Here is a 16,871-nt window from a genome sequence, read left to right as displayed (position 1 = left end):
GAAAAATGATGGGAGTTAAATAAAATGAGGGAGAAACTCATTATAGCAATGCAGCACAACCAAATTATAGATATTATGTACATAGCAAAAGACGATGCAATTACTAAGCGTCGTATTAAATTAATTAAAATTTCAGGCAATACAGTGCAAGCTTACTGTTTTACACTACATGCCAAACGAACATTTACCATAGACAATGTTTTAGCGGTATATCCCGTAATCAGTAAAGCGAGTGGGCTAAATGCATAAAGAATTTATGGAGCAAAGCAATGATATTCACCGGTACATCATTCTGGAATTATTCTTGAAAACACTTGAACGCGACAGAGATCACATATCCCAATTAAAAATGAAAGACATATTTTACGCATGGTACGAATCCAAAATTAATGAGACCTTTCAGGAATTTAAAAAGTTAAGGGACTTTTTATATAAGAAGGTATGTAAAATTGAAAAGCAAAAATCGGATGAAATGATGACCTATTATTTTATATTGTTTAGGGGATACGATGAAACAAGAAGTTACAGTAATATTGCCCTGAGAAACTGGGTGAGTGAAGAGATGAAACGTGTATTAGAGATAAAGTATCTTACACCAGCAGACAGAAATAATGCTTGTCGAATTTTGCGAAAATACCCTAAAAAGAAAGTTTCGGACATTAGGCTTCCTTTTATCAAGTTCTTATTGTAGATTGATTGATAATAGGAGGAGAGTAATATGTATAAATACCAGTTAAAATTAAAAAATAAATAAGTTGTGGAATTTGAAAGTGCTATTCATATTTCTCTAGCTAAAATGTATATTTTTGAATATGGAACGTTTATCTATTTCTCAGATTCAGAGTATGCTATTAATTTAAACACAGTAAAGGATGTAAAAATTAATGGAATTAAGCATCGAGTTAGACCATACGTAATGCGTTAAAGAATAAAGCCTTCCACTATAATTCTGGAAGGCTCATTTTTATAAATTATTAATCACTTTATCAATTTGAACCTCATTAGCTTTTACAGCCACACTTTCAGGGCCATCTACTCCACGATATACATATTTCACATTTTGATGAAAATCAAAGGCGAAATCTTTCCAAGCGTCAGTCTCATTTTGTTCCACGATATATGATTTAAAAATAAAGTTTAACATTACAGAATCATTTGTTGGATCTGCCAAATAAGTTTTATCTTTATATCCTGGTAAAATGTCTTGTTTAAACGAATCAACATCGGCTTCAGTTACTTCAGCATCCATCATTACTTTTTCTAAAGCATAAAATTTATCTGCCGGAGCATCTGAACTACTGATGATTTCTTCTAATGATTCATTCCATGTTTTAGTTTCTTCAACAGCCTCTACCCCTTCTTTTTCATCTACTGCTTCAATTGGTTCTGATTTTTCTGGAGTTGCTTCTTCATCACTACAAGCAGCTAAAAACAAGGCTGATAAAAGCGCTGCACTAAATATTGCTTTTTTCATTGCAGTAAATCCTCCTTAAAGTTATGGTTATATTTTACAGTAACTCCATAGTAATTACACTGACAAAAACAGTTTTTTTGATATCCGTCACACATCCGTCACGCAACTATAAAAAGACTTCTATTTTAAGTGTTGTTTATGGAATAAAAAAAGCCGAAAACCCTTATAAATAAAGGCTTTCGACGTTATGGTCCCGACTGGTCTCGAACCAGCGACCCCCACCTTGTCGAGGTGGTGCTCTCCCAGCTGAGCTACAAGACCTTAATAAGATACAAAAAACAATTATATCGATGTACTTGTAAATTATACCATAAAATTCTGTTGGAGGTATTAAAAGGAGGCTTATTTTGTGATTTTTTATTACTATCTGAAGAGTTAGGTGATAAAAGTACATACCAACTGTTACATAATCGTATCCCTTCATGCTCAATGATCGCTAAATTCCAAACGTCTCAACCGCCATTGAAATCAGTTTATTCTGAATACATAGTGCCATTTTTTCCGACACGAACGAATGTTAAATCAATGACAATGTCATACGAGATGTCCAATAGCAATGGAACAATTTAGTAAAGTGAATCCAGGACTGAAATTTATTTCTGAGCATAATATGAAGGCTTGTCTACTTTTTGATAATAAATCATATATTGAATAGTCGACATTAGAAATTTCAGTTTTGTAGCTAATGGAAAGAGATTAAAAAATGAGATGAAGGGTGATTGAAATATGGATACTTTTCAGAAATTAAAAGATTTTATGGATACTGTACCGCAACTAGGGCTTTCTGGTATTGATTGCATCATTTATCGTGAACATGAGGAGATTTTTCGATATGATGCTGGTTATTCGGATATTGAGAATCAAGTTCCTATGCAACCCAATGCATTGTATAACATCTATTCGGCAACTAAAATAGTCACATGTATTGCGACATTACAATTAGTTGAAGACGGGAAAATATTATTGACTGATCCCTTGTATATGTATCTACCTGAATTTAAAGAGATGTATGTTAAAAGTGGAACATTTATTATTACACCTGCAACAAAGCATATAAGAATAGTTGATTTATTAACGATGACAGCGGGCTTAAGTTATGAAAGGGATACGCCGCAAATTCGAAAACTTTTTGAAGAGAAAGGGTTGGATTTTAATACTAGAGAGTTTGTAGAGACACTTGCAAAAGAACCTCTGTTATTTGAACCAGGCGAAGGTTGGAATTATAGTTTTTGTCATGATGTTTTAGCTGCGGTTATTGAAGTTGTAACAGGTAAAAGCTTCGGAGCGTATTTAGAAGAAAAGATTTTTAAGCCATTAGGGATGAAGACGACTGGTTTTTCTGTTGCAGAAGAAAAGAAAATTAATATTGCTCCACAATATGAGTATAATCCAATAACTGAAAAGTTAAGACGGATTAGCAGCGATTGTGTAGGCGTAATTGGTTTGAGGCATGAGAGTGGAGGCGGTGGGCTAATTACTACTCTTGAAGATTACATTTTATTTGCAGATGCATTGGCCTGTGGGGGAATTGGCAAATATGGGGAACGCATTATTAGTGAAAATTCCATTAATTTAATGAGAACAAATCAATTAGAAGGCAAAAGTTATTTAGACTACAAAAAAATGATACCAGCTGAAGGAGTTGGTTATGGTCTAGGTGTATCAGTAGTAATGGATGCGGCCAAGGCATTTCGTTTAGTACCTGACAATTCTTTTTCTTGGGGTGGGTTAGGAGGAGTTCATGTTTTTATAGATCCTACAAACAAAATTTCTTATTTTGTTGCCCAACATTGTCTTCGTAGCCCTAAACATTTAATAGAACCAAAAATGCTAAATATTTTATATGGAGCGCTTTGAGATATTCTGATTGGATATACGGGGGAATATGTTGAATTGCATAAAGAAGATATAATTCATATTCATGAAATAGTAAAGCTACAATTTGTTGACTACGATGTATGGGCGCACAATCATTTAAAATAATATTTAGTGTTGGGAGTAATGACTCAGGATGTATAAACTACATGAACCCGACGGAGGCGTTAGTAAAACAAGCACAGTAAATTACAAAAAACGCTCAGAATAAACTATTGAGCGTTTATGCTTGCCTTCTATATTGCCTATTTACTATTAAAAAGTATGTTTATTGTTTTGTTATTTACATTGTTTTTGGGGTTTTCTCCTCATCGACCGAACCCGTTATCTTTTTTCTGCTATTTTTTAGAATGACCTAAAGATGATTGTATATAGTGATAAGAATTAAAGTGTACATAATAAATACGCTCAGACGATTTTTTTAACGAGATGGCGGTTAATCTCATCTCGATTCGTCTGAGCGATTTAAGATTATAGAGTTTCTTCTATTTTATATAATGCTTCTATTACTGATGCTTACCTTTCGCAAGCCCAGCCATCTTTATCGTAATAGCATGCAGGTATTTATCCGCGCTATTTCCTACATATTAACGTTTTTTCTTCTTATCGTCTTTTAGCATTAGCGGTGTTTTATCTATCTTTTCCAGGGCTACATGGACTTGATATTTATTGTCTTCGAGTTGAACAACGTTGACTACTTTTCCTTTACGACCTTTGATCTTGAGATTTTCATCAACCTCGGGGATACGCTCTAAACATTGACTTAGTACAGGTGTGTTGTTTTCTAAATAATGAATAGCAAATTGCATGATTATGGGCTCCTTGTAAACTCAACTATAAGTTTGAGTGAATTTTTTTCAATTTATGATGATTTCGAAGCGTATAGAACTGACTAAAAAGGAGATAGACAAACTATTTAGAAATGATTTCTCCACTTCAATAATAAGATAGTGTAACGAATGAATTGAGGTGTGAAGAAATGACGAAAAAATGGGGTTTAATGGCTGTTGCTGCATTTGGTCTGTATGCGGTCGCGATGTATTTTTATATTTTTCATGGTCCAAATAGCGGAATACCAGATGCTCTTCAAGGATCGGCAGCGGATCCAAGTACTTTTCTTACAACGCAGGAGTTGTTATTAAGTGAAGATTTATCAAAGATAAGAAATTTCCTGTTCTTTGTAGCAGGGCCGTTGGAATGGCTGCTTTATTTTGCTATTTTGATTACTGGAATGTCACGGGTGTTTGAAAAATGGAGTTCTGTACATTTTAAATGGTCCCTATTTAGAACAGGCATGTATGTATTTTTGCTCTCGTTAGTATTGTTCATCCTACGATTCCCACTGGACTTTTATCAGTATACGGTGAGTAAAAGCTATGGCATTAGTACTCAGCTTTTTTCCTCCTGGATGCGGGATAATGTCATTGATTTTTGGCTTGATTTTGGGATGTCGGTAATTACGGTGTCGGTTCTCTATTGGCTTATTAAAAAAAGTCCGAAGAGATGGTGGTTTTATACTTGGGCGTTAACTGTTCCATTTTCAATTTTCCTTATGTTCATCCAACCCGTTGTGATTGACCCTATCTATAATGATTTTTATCCGTTAAAGGATAAGGAATTGGAGACGAAGATTCTTTCACTTGCAGAGCAGGCGGACATTCCTTCAGACCATGTTTATGAAGTGAATATGTCGGAAAAGACGAATGCTTTAAATGCTTATGTGACAGGGATCGGCGAAAATTCTAGAATTGTGCTGTGGGATACGACATTAGACCGGTTAACGCATGATGAGATTCTCTTTATAATGGCGCATGAGATGGGGCATTACTTGTTAAAAGATATTTATATTAACATCGCTGTCTATTTGTTCATGACGCTTATTGGGCTTTGGTTAATTGCAAAAATAATGCCTCGGATGATTAATCGCTATGGATCGATTTTAAAAGTTAAGAAATTAAGTAATATTAGTTCGCTGCCACTGTTTTTAATGATTTCATCTTTCCTGTTATTCTTCTCAAATCCATTGTCAAATGCGGTTTCCCGGTATCAGGAGGTTCGGGCCGATGAATATGCAATGGAGCTCGTGGGAAATCCCGAAGCAGCGATTTCGACGTTTCAACAGTTGACGAAAGCTGGACTTGGCGAAGTAAATCCGTCCACACTGGTCAAATGGTTCCGCTACTCCCATCCGCCGATGTTAGAAAGAATCAATAAAGTAGCCGAACAGGCTGACGAAGAATAGAAAGTAGAATAAGTTAGGCGCTTCAAATCCTTGTAAATCAAGGGTTTGAGGCATTTTTTATTTTTCTGAGGAATCGGTGCGAAGGATTCATTTTATTGAACAAAACCAATAATCATAAAATGGTTATGTTATTATTTACATATTAGTCCTAATAATTGGAATAGAATAAAAATTACTGCGGGGGATAGCTCTTATGGAACAAAAAATACTAGAATTGCTCAACGGGATTTATCGAGTGGATTTGATAAAAGTGGAAGCCGTTACAAATGAAATGTATCGGTGTACCGGAGTACAAGGCGAATATTTTGCAAGGGTTACAAACTACAAAGGGTATGATGAACAAGTAGAAGAGGTTGCCTATACTAACTACCTACATAAAGCAGGACTAGGTGTATCCCCAACAATCCTTTCAATAAATGGTCAAGAGGTAGAAAAGATCATTATTAATAATAAGGAAGTGCTAACAGTTCTTTATGAAGCGGCTCCTGGTAAGCACTTATCAAGAAAAGAATGGAATGCCGATGTATTAAAAGCGTTAGGCCGGCAAATCGGCAAATTACATCGTTTTTCCAGAAAGTTTGAAGAGACTTATCCGACACGCTATATCAATGATTGGCATCAAAATGAGGAGTACGCTTTCCTAAAGTATATACCTGAGGAAGAAACTGCGATTAGAGAGGTTGCACACGAGGTTTTAACAAAGATTAAAAACCTTCCGAAAGACAAAGCCAATTATGGGTTGTTACACGGTGATTTATGGTTGGAGAATGTAGTAGTAGATCGTGATTTAAAACTGACAATGGTTGATTTTCAAGATTGTGAGAAGCATTTTTATGCTTTTGATTTAGCTGTTCCTATTTATAGTGCGATCGAGTATTCATTTGTCGGTGGTGGCAACATCCTGGAATATGGAAGGAGTATAACAAAAGCAATCATCGAGGGCTACAAAGAGGAAAATGATATCGCGAACGAAATGCTAGAAAAAATCCCTTTATTTATAAAGCTTAAAGAAGTATTTGAATATAGTTTAATGCATATGTACTGGAACAAAGAGAAGTTAACGGAAGAACAGATTCGAATCATGAACCATTTTAGGATTCGAATTGAAAATAACTACAATTTGTTGGATATAGAGGGTTTATTTTAAACAGCTTTGTTAGAAAATTATTTTGAATTTGAGGGACTTCTATGTCATTTGAACAATGCAAAAATGTGAATGCTTTAATGATGAAATACTTATTAGAAAATAATCATTAATTTAGCGTGAAAGTTAGAGAAAAATTTTAAACGATCCTTGGGGAAAAGGAGACAACCATAGTGAAAAAAACAGCCATCATATTGTATCCACAATTTAGCGAATATGAGTTAAGTGTAACGTTATCTATTTTAATGCAAGGAAACAAGCCCATTGTTACCGTGGGGCTGGATAACCAACCTATTAGGGGAGAGTCTGGATTAACTTGTGTAGCTGACACCACGATTAGTGAAATTAACATTGAAGAGATTGATAGTATCGTGTTACCGGGTTGTTTGGATATTGAACCGCTTCTAGATGAAGAGGACTTAGTTGAGTTTTTAAAGCAGGTCTTTTCAACAGAAACAATCGTTGCCAGTATATCAAGTTCTCCGTATTTTTTGGCAAATGCGGGTTTGCTGACAGGGAAGAAATATACGGTGGGGTTACCGATGGAAGCGATTGAAAAATTAGGCGTTTTTGAGAAGGAAAATTACTGTCCTGATTTAGTCGTACAAGATGGCAATATGATTACAGCAAGAGGATGTGGATTTATTAAATTCGGCATATGTTTAGGAAAGGCATTAAACCTCGAATTTGATGAAAGTTGGTATCAAGGAACGTAGAAAATACATAATGATTTGGTGATGATGAAATGGATATTTCCAAGGTGGTAGAAAGTATTGATGATATTATAAAAAATGCGAAAATGATTGGTATCGGCTCAACAAGAAAAGTTTATCGTAATGAAAACCTTGTCATTAAAACATTTTTACATCCTATTGGATACGCTCAAAGTAAAAATGAATATGAAATGTATCAATCATTAGAAATGCAGCGATTAGAAAAGCATATCGCCCCCATTCTTTTTATGAACGAAAAATATGTCGTTCAGCCTTTTTATGAGCAACTCCCTTTAAACAATTACTGCTCATACGATATTGATTTAGAATCGGATTCAAGAATGACGGAAGATTTAAAAGCTGCCCTCGATGTAATTGATAAAGAACTGGATGGCTTTGATTTTAAAGATAGCGGAAATTACGGATTGAATGAGGAAGGTCATCTAGTTTTAATTGACTACGGCATGACTAAAACATTATATGAAGAACAGTGGGTTCCATTAGCTGAAGCGGGTACACTTCCTCAAATTCGATTTGAAAAATGTCAGGTGTGTAATATCGAAAAGGAACTTCGAATGTATGGAGAAAATGACACCGATCTGCGTTGTGTAGCTTGTGGTAAAGATCATTAATAAAAAGTAGATTTTTGATGGAGGTGTACTGAGTGGATAAAAATAATGAAACTCCCGAAGCACGAAGAGAGCGATTGAGACAGGAAGAATTAAAGCGAAATCCAGCTGCTAGTATGCATGGTGGAGGTATTCAGGATTTGATTGGGGATTTGGGTTGGAAAGGGACAGGAATACTCTTTCTTATAATAGTAATTGCTGTTGTTATCTATTTAGCATTTTTCAATTAAAGGGAGTATAAACAGGGAGGGGAATATGACCAAACGTTCTAAAGTAGTTATATTTATCGCTATTTTAGTTTTAGGATTAATACTAGCACGGTTTCTTTATATTGAAGTGAATAAAAGTATTTATAAAAATAGGGTATCGGATTATTTGATTACGGAAATGGGATACGATGAAAGTGAAATAGCCAAAGTTGAAGGGGTTTATGGATTCAAAATGCCTGAATTTTATGTAGCTGTGGTCTTTAAAAATGAACCGTACGTTGAATATCTTTATTTTGCACATGGCCGCGTATCACAGTACGAGTATCAGATTATTGATTCTCAGTACAAGAATTTATCTCAGGATGAATTGAAAAATTATGAACCGAGATTCTAACGCCAATCTTTTATGTGAAATAAATAACGGAAGTTTTTACCCTTAAATGCAAAACTGGCGGGATTTGAGCGGAAATAAGGGGAGAAATTACCGTTATTTCATTAAAAAGCACGTTTTTTTATGATTTTAGACATGATAAGGGAAAATTCTTCCGTTATTTTTAAGGATTTTCTGATTATTTTTGAAATAAGGGAAATTATTACCGCTATTTTAAAATTTCTTTACTCAAATAACAAAATACATATCATAACGGAGTGATCATTTGTATACGAAAACTGAAATTTTTAATGACATTGTGTCAAATTTTAAAAATGACTATGCTGGCATAAGACTGGGGTGAGAATTTTTGAGAAATAAATCTGTTACTTTGTTTTCCGCCTTACTTTTAATTTTAATAGTAAGCTCTGGATGCGCTACTATTTCAGGTGAGGAGAAAATAACAATCGAGGTTAATTCGGAATCAGAATATGTGGATACATTCGATGATTTAAATTTAGGCGTCCTGTTTGATTTTAATATTAAATTACCGAATGCTGATAAAAGCTGGGTGAATCTATGGGTGGAGCGATATATTGACGGTGAGTTAGAGTCAGAACCATTAACGCAATTGTCCTACGGGAACAGTCCTAATAAAGTTCAAGAAGGGCATTTGGGTTTTGGTATGATTAATACGAGCTCAGAAGAAGACACACTTGTTTTCCTTTATGGACCTAGTGTTAGAACCCATCCAGAAAGAATTGAAAAAGAAGCTAAGTCGGGTGTTTTTAGAGGATCGGAATATGCCATTGGTAATGACAAAGTAGAATTGGAATTAGGTCAAACAAAAATTTTAGGAATCTATAGAGAAACGGAAGGCGGCTCAATACGTACGTTCGATTTCCAAGATGAGGATTCCATTAATCAAATCATTCAACAGGATGATGAGGTACTACTACTTAAGATAAAGGTTGAAGAAAGAATTATTAATTATTAACAGAGGGCGTGATTCAGTAATTAGAATCAACGCCCTTTTCATTACTGATTAAGCATCTCACAATAAAGTCCTTTTTTAGCTAACAACTGCTGATGTGAACCACATTCGACAATTTGTCCCCGGAGCATAACGCAGATGCGATCAAACCGGTCCAAATCTGCTAGGGAATGGGTGACCATAACAACGGTTTTGTTAGCGGCTTCCTCGTGTAAGGTGTTGAACAATATTTTTTCTGTTTGAACATCCAGGCTCGTAAATGGTTCATCCACAATCCATAAGTCACTGTCTTTTAATAAAAGTCGGGCAAAAGCTAACCGCTGTTTTTCTCCGCCTGACAAATTCCCACCTTTTTCAAAAACAGGATCTTCCAGGTTTTTGTTTAACTGAGCTTTTTGGAGTACTTTCTGTATCGCTTCGTCTGATGCTTCATCGTTTGCCATTAGCAGATTGCTTTTGATTGTTCCCGAAAAGAAATGGTTGTGCTGCAGCATCGTACTCATATGCGCATACATCGACTGTGAACTGATGGCATTAATATCAGTAGTATTGACGTAAATTTCACCGGACGTTCTTTTTATTTCCTTCATTAAAAGTTGCAACAGCGTAGTTTTTCCGCAGCCACTTGGACCAATAATGGCTATTTTCTCACCAGCCTGAATGTTTAACGAGAGCTGTTCAAGAGCAGGGCGGGCAGCAGAAGGATACCAATAGGAGACGTCGTGCAATTGAATATTTTGGATAACACCCTTTAAATGGAGTGTTCCATCTGATTCATTTTTAGATGTAATTTCCTCAAGCCGGTCAACGGCATTTTTCGTGTGTCTTGCAAAAATAGGAACGAGGGCGAGCGGGACAGCCGATTCAAAAACCGTAAGCGAGATTAGCACAATTAACGCAAGATACAGGCCATCCAGCTGTCCGACTGCAGTTAAATAAGCTCCGACAAATACTACCGAAAAACTTGTAAACAAAGCGATGAGCTGATTCCATAAATAAGAAGTCTGCTCCTGATCAAGCTCTTTTCTGCGGGAATTCCCGTATGCTTTGTATAAGGCTGATAACTCCTCGGCTTTTGATTCATTTTGATGATGCAGTATTAAATCCCTGTAGCCGTAAAAGTATTCTGTAGCCAAAATCGTGAGTTCCTTTTTTTCTAATGTACTTGTAGAATATGGACGGCGGCGAAATAATATATATGGAACGACAATGCTTGTCAGAACAATGCCAATGAGCAAAAGCAGTGAAATCCATGGAGAAAAAAACAGTGAAAATAATATGACAACGATAAATACAAAAAAGGCGATAAATGGTGGGTACAGTACGCGTAAAAAGAAGTTTTGCAACTGCTCCACATCGCCTGTTATACGGGTTAGCAGATCACCGCTTTTATAATTGTTAAGGACATGTGCTTGAGGCAATAGTTTTTTGAAAAAATTCATCCGCACAATGCTAATAAACTTAAAGGTAACGCGGTGTGAAATATAGCGTTCGGCATATTTACTCGCGGACTTTGTTACACCGAATAATTTAAGAAAGGCAGTTAAAATTAATATGATGTAAAAAGGCGGCATGAGGGCAGCTTTTGAAATGAGCAGACCGCTTTGTGCAAATAAAGCCACCGCTGTTAATCCGCTTATTGTGCCAGCTAGTAAAGCAAGAAGCACATCTTTTTTATCCTGCCAAATCATTGCGACCAGTTCCTGCATTACGTAACCCTCCTTTCGACCATTTCCTTATAATACGGGTGATCTTTCAGTGTATCGGGTGTGCCGGCTTTGACGATTTGCCCGTCTTCAACGATAAAAATGACATCTGCAAAACGGATGCTTTTATACTTATGAGCAGCAATAATAACGGTTGCCTGTTCACTTAGCTTTTCAATGGATGTACTGAGCAAATGTTCTGTTGCGACATCTAATCCAGCTGTTGGCTCATCAAAGAAAACAATAGAGGGTTCTTTCAAGAAAGCTCGTGCAATGGCCACACGCTGTTTCTCGCCTCCTGATAGTCCGATACCACCTTCACCGATCACGGCAGCAAGTCCATCAGGTAACGAGGCAACCCATTCTGTTAATTGTGCTTGTTTTAATGCGGTATAAATTTGCGTATCTGAAACTTGAATGCCCATACATATATTGTCGCGAAGTGTTCCTGCAAAAATGTACGGATGCTGTGAAATATAGCTTGTTTGTGCATACCAGTCATTTGCACGGTACGATTTGCGCGGTTCACCGTTTAAATAGATGGCCCCTGAATCCAGTTCGGTTAAACTTGATAAAAGATTTAATATCGTCGTTTTTCCATGACCTGTTTTCCCGATAAATGCGGCGGTTTGTCCAGGCTGGATTGTGAATGACAGGGGGCCGATAGTAAAGCCGCTGTTATAGCGAAATGTCACACTTTCAACAGATAGCACCGGTCCGTTTGCTAATTTTTGATTTCCCCACTGTACAGGTTTTTCATCTTCCTTCAGCTGTTCTTCCAGTAATGCGGCAGCACCTAAACTTCCTCTGCCTGTATGAAATGCCGTGCCTAATTCTTTCAACGAATTATAGTATTCAGGAGCCAATGTCAAAATAAAAAATGCCGGCGCGAAGGTTAATGTTTTAAAAACAATCATTTGAAAGCCGATTTCCAGTGCGATTAAACCAATGCCAAGTGTTGTAATGAGCTCAATAAAAAGTGTTGAGGCGAATGCAATTTTTAATACGCCAAGTGTCCGGCTCATAAATGCTTCATTGCTCTTGGCTAAAATCTGCTCCTGCTGTTTGCTTTGCCCGAACAAGCGAATCGTTTGCAGCCCTTGAAGCAAGTCTAGAAATTTACCAGAAAATCGATTCAGTGCATCCAATTGCTCCTCGGATTTTTTCTTCGTTTGCATTCCGATGATGATATAAGTAATGGGTACAAATGGTGCAGTAATGAGCATGATCCAACCACTATTTGGATGAATGAGAAACACAGCAGTCAAAATCATAATAGGGACTACGACAGTCTTAATAAGCTGAGGTGTATATTCTCTATAATAACTTTCCAGTTGGTCCACAGTGTCTACCAGTAGTGTGACCTTCTCGCCGGTTTGGTAAGAGACGTGTTTTTCCATTGTCGTTGAAGACCAATGCTGCATTAACTTTTCCCGAACTGTCACCTTTACATCTTCCGCCAGCTTTCCGCCGATCCGCCCTAAAGAATATTGAGAAGCCAGTCTAACAACAATGGCTAATAGTAAGAGTGAAAAGAATACATACGTATACGAAAAAGGCTTCTTTTCCATAAAAACAAGGTTGACCGTTTCTACAATGCTGTAGCTTTGCAAAATAATACTTCCTCCCAAAAATAATGAGATGAAAATTAAAATAACAATTTTGGATCGGTTAGCGCGCATGAAATGCTGCAGAAATGGCATAATATCAACTCCTCATTAGCTATACTAGTCAAATTTTGTTAAAAGCAACCATCCACTACGCATTTTTTACTTCTGAGGAGCAGAGAATCTTTGCGAGCGGTGAATATTAATAAACTGGATGTGAATACTGATGTGAGGATATTTAGTAGAACTTGCACATGGTTTACAGATTCTTAGATGTTGGAGGTAAAACAATGGACAACTCGGCGGTGTTTTGGAGCAGGGCGCTAACAGAGCTTACATTAACTTTTCACATTATATTTGCGACGCTCGGTGTCGGGGTGCCGCTCATCATTTTAATTGCTCAATATGTAGGCTATAAGAAAAACGATGAACATTATACATTGCTGGCACGGAGAGTAGCGCGGGGCTTTACGATTACAGTAGCGGTAGGGGTTGTGACTGGAACCATTATTGGCTTGCAGCTATCCCTTTTATGGCCTCAGTTTATGGAGTTAGCAGGACAAACGATTGCTCTGCCGTTATTTATGGAGACGTTCGCCTTTTTCTTTGAAGCAATCTTTTTAGGAATTTATTTGTATACTTGGGATCGATTTAAAAATCCGAAATATCATATGTTGCTTCTCATTCCGGTAGCAATCGGCGCTTTCATGTCGGCAATTTTCATTACGATTGTCAATGCGTTTATGAATGCACCGAGGGGCTTTGATCTCATTGGCGGAGAAATCGTTAATATTCAACCGATTTTAGCGATGTTTACACCTGCTATGCCAACTAAAGTCGGACATGTGTTAACCTCGAGTTTTATGACCGTAGCATTTACACTAGCGGCGATTGCAGCTTATAAACTGCTGAAAGGTGAGGACCACATTTATCATAAAAAATCGCTGAACCTGATGATGAAGTTAGGACTCATTTTCTCGATTGCGACAGCAGTGGTAGGGGACTTTTCTGCCAAGTATTTAGCGGAATATCAACCTGAAAAACTAGCAGCAGCCGAGTGGCATTTTGAAACAGAAGCCGGGGCAGATTTAATATTTTTCGGGATACTCGACGGGGATGAAGTAAAGTATGAAATTCGTATGCCGAAAGTATTGAGTTTCTTAATAAGTAATAATTTCAATGCAGAAGTAACAGGGTTAAATGATTTCCCTGAAGATGAAAGGCCACCGCTTATTACCCATTATTATTTTAATATTATGGTGGCAATCGGCAGTTTAATGATTTTCTTAGCAATGGGCTATGTAGTCGGAAAATGGAGAGGTTGGCAGTGGATTACTTCCCGGTGGTTCAGGTGGCTTATCGTATTAGGCGGACCTTTATCATTTATAGCAATTGAAACAGGCTGGTGGTTAGCAGAACAGGGACGGCAGCCATGGATTTTATACGGGATTATGCGCACAGAGCAAGGCGCAACAACAGCAACCGGTGTCGAATGGCTGTTTATCGCATTTGCTGTTGTTTATTTAATATTAGGGATCGGAAGCGTTGTCGTATTACGAAGAATGTTTAAAAATAATCCCGTTTCCAAAGAATTAGCGCTTCGTAAAGGCGGTGAACAATAATGTCGTTAGAAATCGTCGGGATTTTTGTTTTATGGATTTTCTTGTTTGGCTACGTTATTGTCGCCTCGATTGATTTTGGGGCAGGGTTTTTCAATGCGTATAGTCTTTTAACGGGGAAAAATAATATTTTATCAAAAATAATTAAACGCTATTTATCACCGGTGTGGGAAATTACCAATGTGTTTTTAGTATTTTTCTTTGTTGGCATCGTTGGCTTCTTTCCGCAGACGGCATATTATTATGGCACAATTTTGTTAGTTCCGGTATCGATTGCTTTAATCTTGCTGGCAATCCGAGGGAGCTACTATGCGTTTGAATCCTACAGTGGGTTAAGAGGACATAAAGGATATGCGACGGCATACGGCATAGCAGGTTTATTGATCCCGGCGTCATTATCAGTCGTACTGGCGATTTCAGAGGGTGGCTTTGTCACAATGCATGAAAATGGTCCGAAACTTGACTATAGCGCGTTATTCACAAGTACTCTAGCATGGTCAATTGTCGTATTGAGTCTTACCGCTGTTCTCTATATTTCCGCAGTCTTTTTAAATTGGTATGCCAATAAAGCAGGCGATTTAAAGGCAAGTGATTTGATGCGTAAATATGCACTGATTTGGGCTATTCCTTTAATCGTCAGTGCCATGGGGATTATTTTAGAAATGCGTAATACAAATAGCTGGCACTATCAAAATATTCTAGATCTTACATGGCTATTTATCGTATCCGGCATTTTATTTATAATAACGATTTGGCTCATTTGGAGAAAGAAAAGCTATGGTCTATCGGTAGTTGTGATGATTTTACAATTTGCCACAGCTTTCTTTGCTTACGGCATTTCTCATTACCCTTATTTGCTTTATCCTTATTTAACGATTCACGATAGTTTTACAAATGAATCGATGGCCATCGCACTTGTATTAGCCTTTATTGCTGGACTATTTTTACTCATTCCATCAATGTATTTAGTATTTAAATTATTTATTTTTCATAAAGGCTATATTTCTGGAGAAGACGAAACACATGTATAGGGAGTGGATTTTATGATGGATTTTTTAATTTTCTACGCACCGTTTATTGTCGTGTTCCTCTCTGTACTTGCAGCATTTGTAGTAGCGGTAAAGACGGAGACACATTGATTGCAGTATCTTTATGTAGCGCATGATATTAAATTAAAAAACAAACACTATTTTTCCTTAAGAGAAAAATGGTGTTTTTTGCTGTGCTCCAAATGAATTCCAATACGGTTCGACCTATTATGCTAAAATATGGTTATTATGTAAGGGGGTCTATCGATGAAAGCGATTATTCAAAATGAATTTGGGGATGCAAATGTTCTTACTTACACGGAGATTAAACAACCGAAAATAGGAGATGGAGAATGTGTAATTAAAGTTTCCTATACAAGTGTCAATTATGCAGATATAAAACAGCGAATCGGCAATAAAGGTCAGGGGAAGTTTCCTTTAACATTAGGCTTAGATACTGCCGGGACCATTGTAGAAACTGCTCCCGATTCAAAATTTTCAATTGGGGACCGAGTCATTGCTTTTCCTATAGGGGGAGCCTATGCAGAATATGTTCGTGCTAATGAAAAATTAGTGTTTAAAATTCCTGACACGCTTTCATTTGAACAAGCTGCTGCCATGCCGACTGTTTCCATCTTATCGTATATGCTTTTACATGAAATTGGACAAGTAAAAATGACTGATACAATTGTAATACATAGTGCTGCGGGTGGCGTAGGTTCGATGCTTATACAGTTAGCAAAAATAGCAGGTGTTGAACGCATCATTGGAACGGTTGGTAACATCGGCAAAGCAAGTTATGTAAAAAAACTTGGGGCTAACATGGTTTGTACATATGAAACATTTACAGAGGAAGTTTTGAACGTAACAAATAATCAAGGGGCAAACATTATATTCGATTCGGTTGCAGGTGATATAACAAGCAAGAGTTTAGATTGCTTAGCATTATATGGCACCCTTGTACAATTTGGAAACAGCAGTGGAAAAATTGGCCAATTGAAAACAAGTGATGTCCACAGCAGTTGCAGAAACATTAAAGGGTTTAGCTTAGGCACTACAAGAGTGCATGATCCATTACGACTGGCACCTGTTGCAGAAAAAGTAATTGAACTTTTTAATACGAAACAGCTTTCACTTCCAATCGCACAAGTTTTTAATTTAGAAGATGCTGCAGCAGCACATCAATTAATTGAAAGCCGGAATTATGAAGGAAAAGTATTGCTGAAAGTTTGAAGGAACGATTAATACCTCACAAACGGTA

The 16,871-nt window shown here is 36.9% G+C and carries 18 protein-coding genes and 1 tRNA gene; 14 read left to right on the top strand and 5 right to left on the bottom strand.

What is annotated here, in order from left to right; translation table 11 throughout:
• Positions 1 to 24: 24 nt before the first annotated feature.
• On the top strand, positions 25 to 249 hold the full coding sequence (locus H9632_RS08095; protein ID WP_191703614.1) for a transcriptional regulator: 225 nt from the start codon (positions 25 to 27) through the stop codon (positions 247 to 249).
• Complete coding sequence (locus H9632_RS08090; RefSeq protein ID WP_225223739.1) at positions 242 to 691, top strand: hypothetical protein; 450 nt, start codon at positions 242 to 244, stop codon at positions 689 to 691. The genes H9632_RS08095 and H9632_RS08090 overlap by 8 nt, the downstream gene beginning before the upstream one ends.
• A 273-nt stretch (positions 692 to 964) precedes the next feature.
• Here H9632_RS08090 and H9632_RS08085 read toward each other — a convergent pair whose 3' ends face one another.
• Together H9632_RS08085 and H9632_RS08080 are read right to left on the bottom strand one after the other, a co-directional pair.
• A complete protein-coding gene (locus H9632_RS08085; RefSeq protein ID WP_191703613.1) occupies positions 965 to 1,474 on the bottom strand; it encodes a hypothetical protein in 510 nt (169 codons plus the stop codon).
• A gap of 188 nt (positions 1,475 to 1,662) precedes the next feature.
• Positions 1,663 to 1,735: transfer RNA gene (locus H9632_RS08080), tRNA-Val, on the bottom strand.
• Positions 1,736 to 2,200: 465 nt separating this feature from the next.
• On the opposite strand from H9632_RS08080, the gene H9632_RS08075 reads away from it, so the two are divergent.
• On the top strand, positions 2,201 to 3,331 hold the full coding sequence (locus H9632_RS08075) for a serine hydrolase domain-containing protein (RefSeq protein ID WP_191703612.1): 1,131 nt from the start codon (positions 2,201 to 2,203) through the stop codon (positions 3,329 to 3,331).
• Between the two features lie 605 nt (positions 3,332 to 3,936).
• On the opposite strand, the gene H9632_RS08070 is transcribed toward H9632_RS08075, so the two are convergent.
• On the bottom strand, positions 3,937 to 4,158 hold the full coding sequence (locus H9632_RS08070; RefSeq protein ID WP_191703611.1) for a hypothetical protein: 222 nt from the start codon (positions 4,156 to 4,158) through the stop codon (positions 3,937 to 3,939).
• A gap of 170 nt (positions 4,159 to 4,328) precedes the next feature.
• Between H9632_RS08070 and H9632_RS08065 the strand changes: the two genes are divergently transcribed.
• The 7 genes from H9632_RS08065 to H9632_RS08035 all read left to right on the top strand — a co-directional run bounded on the left by H9632_RS08065 (position 4,329) and on the right by H9632_RS08035 (position 9,653).
• On the top strand, positions 4,329 to 5,591 hold the full coding sequence (locus tag H9632_RS08065) for a M48 family metallopeptidase (RefSeq protein WP_191703610.1): 1,263 nt from the start codon (positions 4,329 to 4,331) through the stop codon (positions 5,589 to 5,591).
• Positions 5,592 to 5,784: 193 nt separating this feature from the next.
• Complete coding sequence (locus tag H9632_RS08060) at positions 5,785 to 6,738, top strand: phosphotransferase enzyme family protein (protein WP_191703609.1); 954 nt, start codon at positions 5,785 to 5,787, stop codon at positions 6,736 to 6,738.
• 170 nt (positions 6,739 to 6,908) lie between these two features.
• Positions 6,909 to 7,451, top strand: a complete 543-nt coding sequence (locus H9632_RS08055; protein WP_191703608.1) for a DJ-1/PfpI family protein — start codon at positions 6,909 to 6,911, stop codon at positions 7,449 to 7,451.
• 29 nt (positions 7,452 to 7,480) lie between these two features.
• Positions 7,481 to 8,080 (top strand): protein kinase, encoded by a 600-nt coding sequence (locus tag H9632_RS08050; RefSeq protein ID WP_191703607.1) that lies wholly within the window; start codon positions 7,481 to 7,483, stop codon positions 8,078 to 8,080.
• Positions 8,081 to 8,112: 32 nt separating this feature from the next.
• Positions 8,113 to 8,307, top strand: a complete 195-nt coding sequence (locus H9632_RS08045; RefSeq protein ID WP_191703606.1) for a DUF6366 family protein — start codon at positions 8,113 to 8,115, stop codon at positions 8,305 to 8,307.
• 25 nt (positions 8,308 to 8,332) lie between these two features.
• Complete coding sequence (locus H9632_RS08040) at positions 8,333 to 8,680, top strand: DUF3139 domain-containing protein (RefSeq protein WP_191703605.1); 348 nt, start codon at positions 8,333 to 8,335, stop codon at positions 8,678 to 8,680.
• Positions 8,681 to 9,026: 346 nt separating this feature from the next.
• On the top strand, positions 9,027 to 9,653 hold the full coding sequence (locus H9632_RS08035) for a hypothetical protein (protein WP_191703604.1): 627 nt from the start codon (positions 9,027 to 9,029) through the stop codon (positions 9,651 to 9,653).
• Positions 9,654 to 9,694: 41 nt separating this feature from the next.
• Here the strand turns inward: H9632_RS08035 and cydC are convergent, their stop codons facing one another.
• On the bottom strand, positions 9,695 to 11,359 hold the full coding sequence (gene cydC / locus H9632_RS08030) for a thiol reductant ABC exporter subunit CydC (protein ID WP_191703603.1): 1,665 nt from the start codon (positions 11,357 to 11,359) through the stop codon (positions 9,695 to 9,697).
• Entirely contained in the window at positions 11,359 to 13,059 is a 1,701-nt protein-coding gene (cydD, locus tag H9632_RS08025; protein WP_191703602.1) for a thiol reductant ABC exporter subunit CydD, read from the bottom strand. Before cydD ends, cydC begins: the two co-directional genes overlap by 1 nt.
• A 194-nt stretch (positions 13,060 to 13,253) precedes the next feature.
• Here cydD and H9632_RS08020 point away from each other — a divergent pair, with 194 nt between their 5' ends.
• From H9632_RS08020 to H9632_RS08010, 4 genes are all read left to right on the top strand, one after another.
• Positions 13,254 to 14,585 (top strand): cytochrome ubiquinol oxidase subunit I, encoded by a 1,332-nt coding sequence (locus H9632_RS08020; protein WP_191703601.1) that lies wholly within the window; start codon positions 13,254 to 13,256, stop codon positions 14,583 to 14,585.
• On the top strand, positions 14,585 to 15,613 hold the full coding sequence (locus tag H9632_RS08015) for a cytochrome d ubiquinol oxidase subunit II (RefSeq protein ID WP_191703600.1): 1,029 nt from the start codon (positions 14,585 to 14,587) through the stop codon (positions 15,611 to 15,613). Before H9632_RS08020 ends, H9632_RS08015 begins: the two co-directional genes overlap by 1 nt.
• A gap of 12 nt (positions 15,614 to 15,625) precedes the next feature.
• The gene (gene cydS, locus H9632_RS19120; RefSeq protein WP_404828892.1) at positions 15,626 to 15,721 is read left to right on the top strand and encodes a cytochrome bd oxidase small subunit CydS; all 96 of its coding nucleotides are present in this window, start codon (positions 15,626 to 15,628) and stop codon (positions 15,719 to 15,721) included.
• Positions 15,722 to 15,877: 156 nt separating this feature from the next.
• Positions 15,878 to 16,843, top strand: coding sequence for a quinone oxidoreductase family protein (locus tag H9632_RS08010; RefSeq protein ID WP_191703599.1), 966 nt, complete (start codon positions 15,878 to 15,880; stop codon positions 16,841 to 16,843).
• The last annotated feature ends 28 nt before the right edge of the window (positions 16,844 to 16,871 follow it).

The sequence above is a fragment of the Solibacillus merdavium genome (genome assembly GCF_014836935.1).
GTDB classification, from domain to species: domain Bacteria; phylum Bacillota; class Bacilli; order Bacillales_A; family Planococcaceae; genus Solibacillus; species Solibacillus ferritrahens.
The sequence above is the reverse complement of the archived record's forward strand: the minus strand, read 5'-3'. Positions and strand labels throughout refer to the sequence as shown.

Bases quoted from the DNA above. Each gene is read 5' to 3' on its own strand.
- H9632_RS08095 (WP_191703614.1), top strand. From the start codon at position 25: ATGAGGGAGAAACTCATTATAGCAATGCAGCACAACCAAATTATAGAT.
- H9632_RS08090 (WP_225223739.1), top strand. From the start codon at position 242: ATGCATAAAGAATTTATGGAGCAAAGCAATGATATTCACCGGTACATC.
- H9632_RS08085 (WP_191703613.1), bottom strand. From the start codon at position 1,474: ATGAAAAAAGCAATATTTAGTGCAGCGCTTTTATCAGCCTTGTTTTTA.
- H9632_RS08075 (WP_191703612.1), top strand. From the start codon at position 2,201: ATGGATACTTTTCAGAAATTAAAAGATTTTATGGATACTGTACCGCAA.
- H9632_RS08070 (WP_191703611.1), bottom strand. From the start codon at position 4,158: ATGCAATTTGCTATTCATTATTTAGAAAACAACACACCTGTACTAAGT.
- H9632_RS08065 (WP_191703610.1), top strand. From the start codon at position 4,329: ATGACGAAAAAATGGGGTTTAATGGCTGTTGCTGCATTTGGTCTGTAT.
- H9632_RS08060 (WP_191703609.1), top strand. From the start codon at position 5,785: ATGGAACAAAAAATACTAGAATTGCTCAACGGGATTTATCGAGTGGAT.
- H9632_RS08050 (WP_191703607.1), top strand. From the start codon at position 7,481: ATGGATATTTCCAAGGTGGTAGAAAGTATTGATGATATTATAAAAAAT.
- H9632_RS08040 (WP_191703605.1), top strand. From the start codon at position 8,333: ATGACCAAACGTTCTAAAGTAGTTATATTTATCGCTATTTTAGTTTTA.
- cydC (WP_191703603.1), bottom strand. From the start codon at position 11,359: ATGCAGGAACTGGTCGCAATGATTTGGCAGGATAAAAAAGATGTGCTT.
- cydD (WP_191703602.1), bottom strand. From the start codon at position 13,059: ATGCCATTTCTGCAGCATTTCATGCGCGCTAACCGATCCAAAATTGTT.
- H9632_RS08020 (WP_191703601.1), top strand. From the start codon at position 13,254: ATGGACAACTCGGCGGTGTTTTGGAGCAGGGCGCTAACAGAGCTTACA.
- H9632_RS08015 (WP_191703600.1), top strand. From the start codon at position 14,585: ATGTCGTTAGAAATCGTCGGGATTTTTGTTTTATGGATTTTCTTGTTT.
- cydS (WP_404828892.1), top strand. From the start codon at position 15,626: ATGATGGATTTTTTAATTTTCTACGCACCGTTTATTGTCGTGTTCCTC.
- H9632_RS08010 (WP_191703599.1), top strand. From the start codon at position 15,878: ATGAAAGCGATTATTCAAAATGAATTTGGGGATGCAAATGTTCTTACT.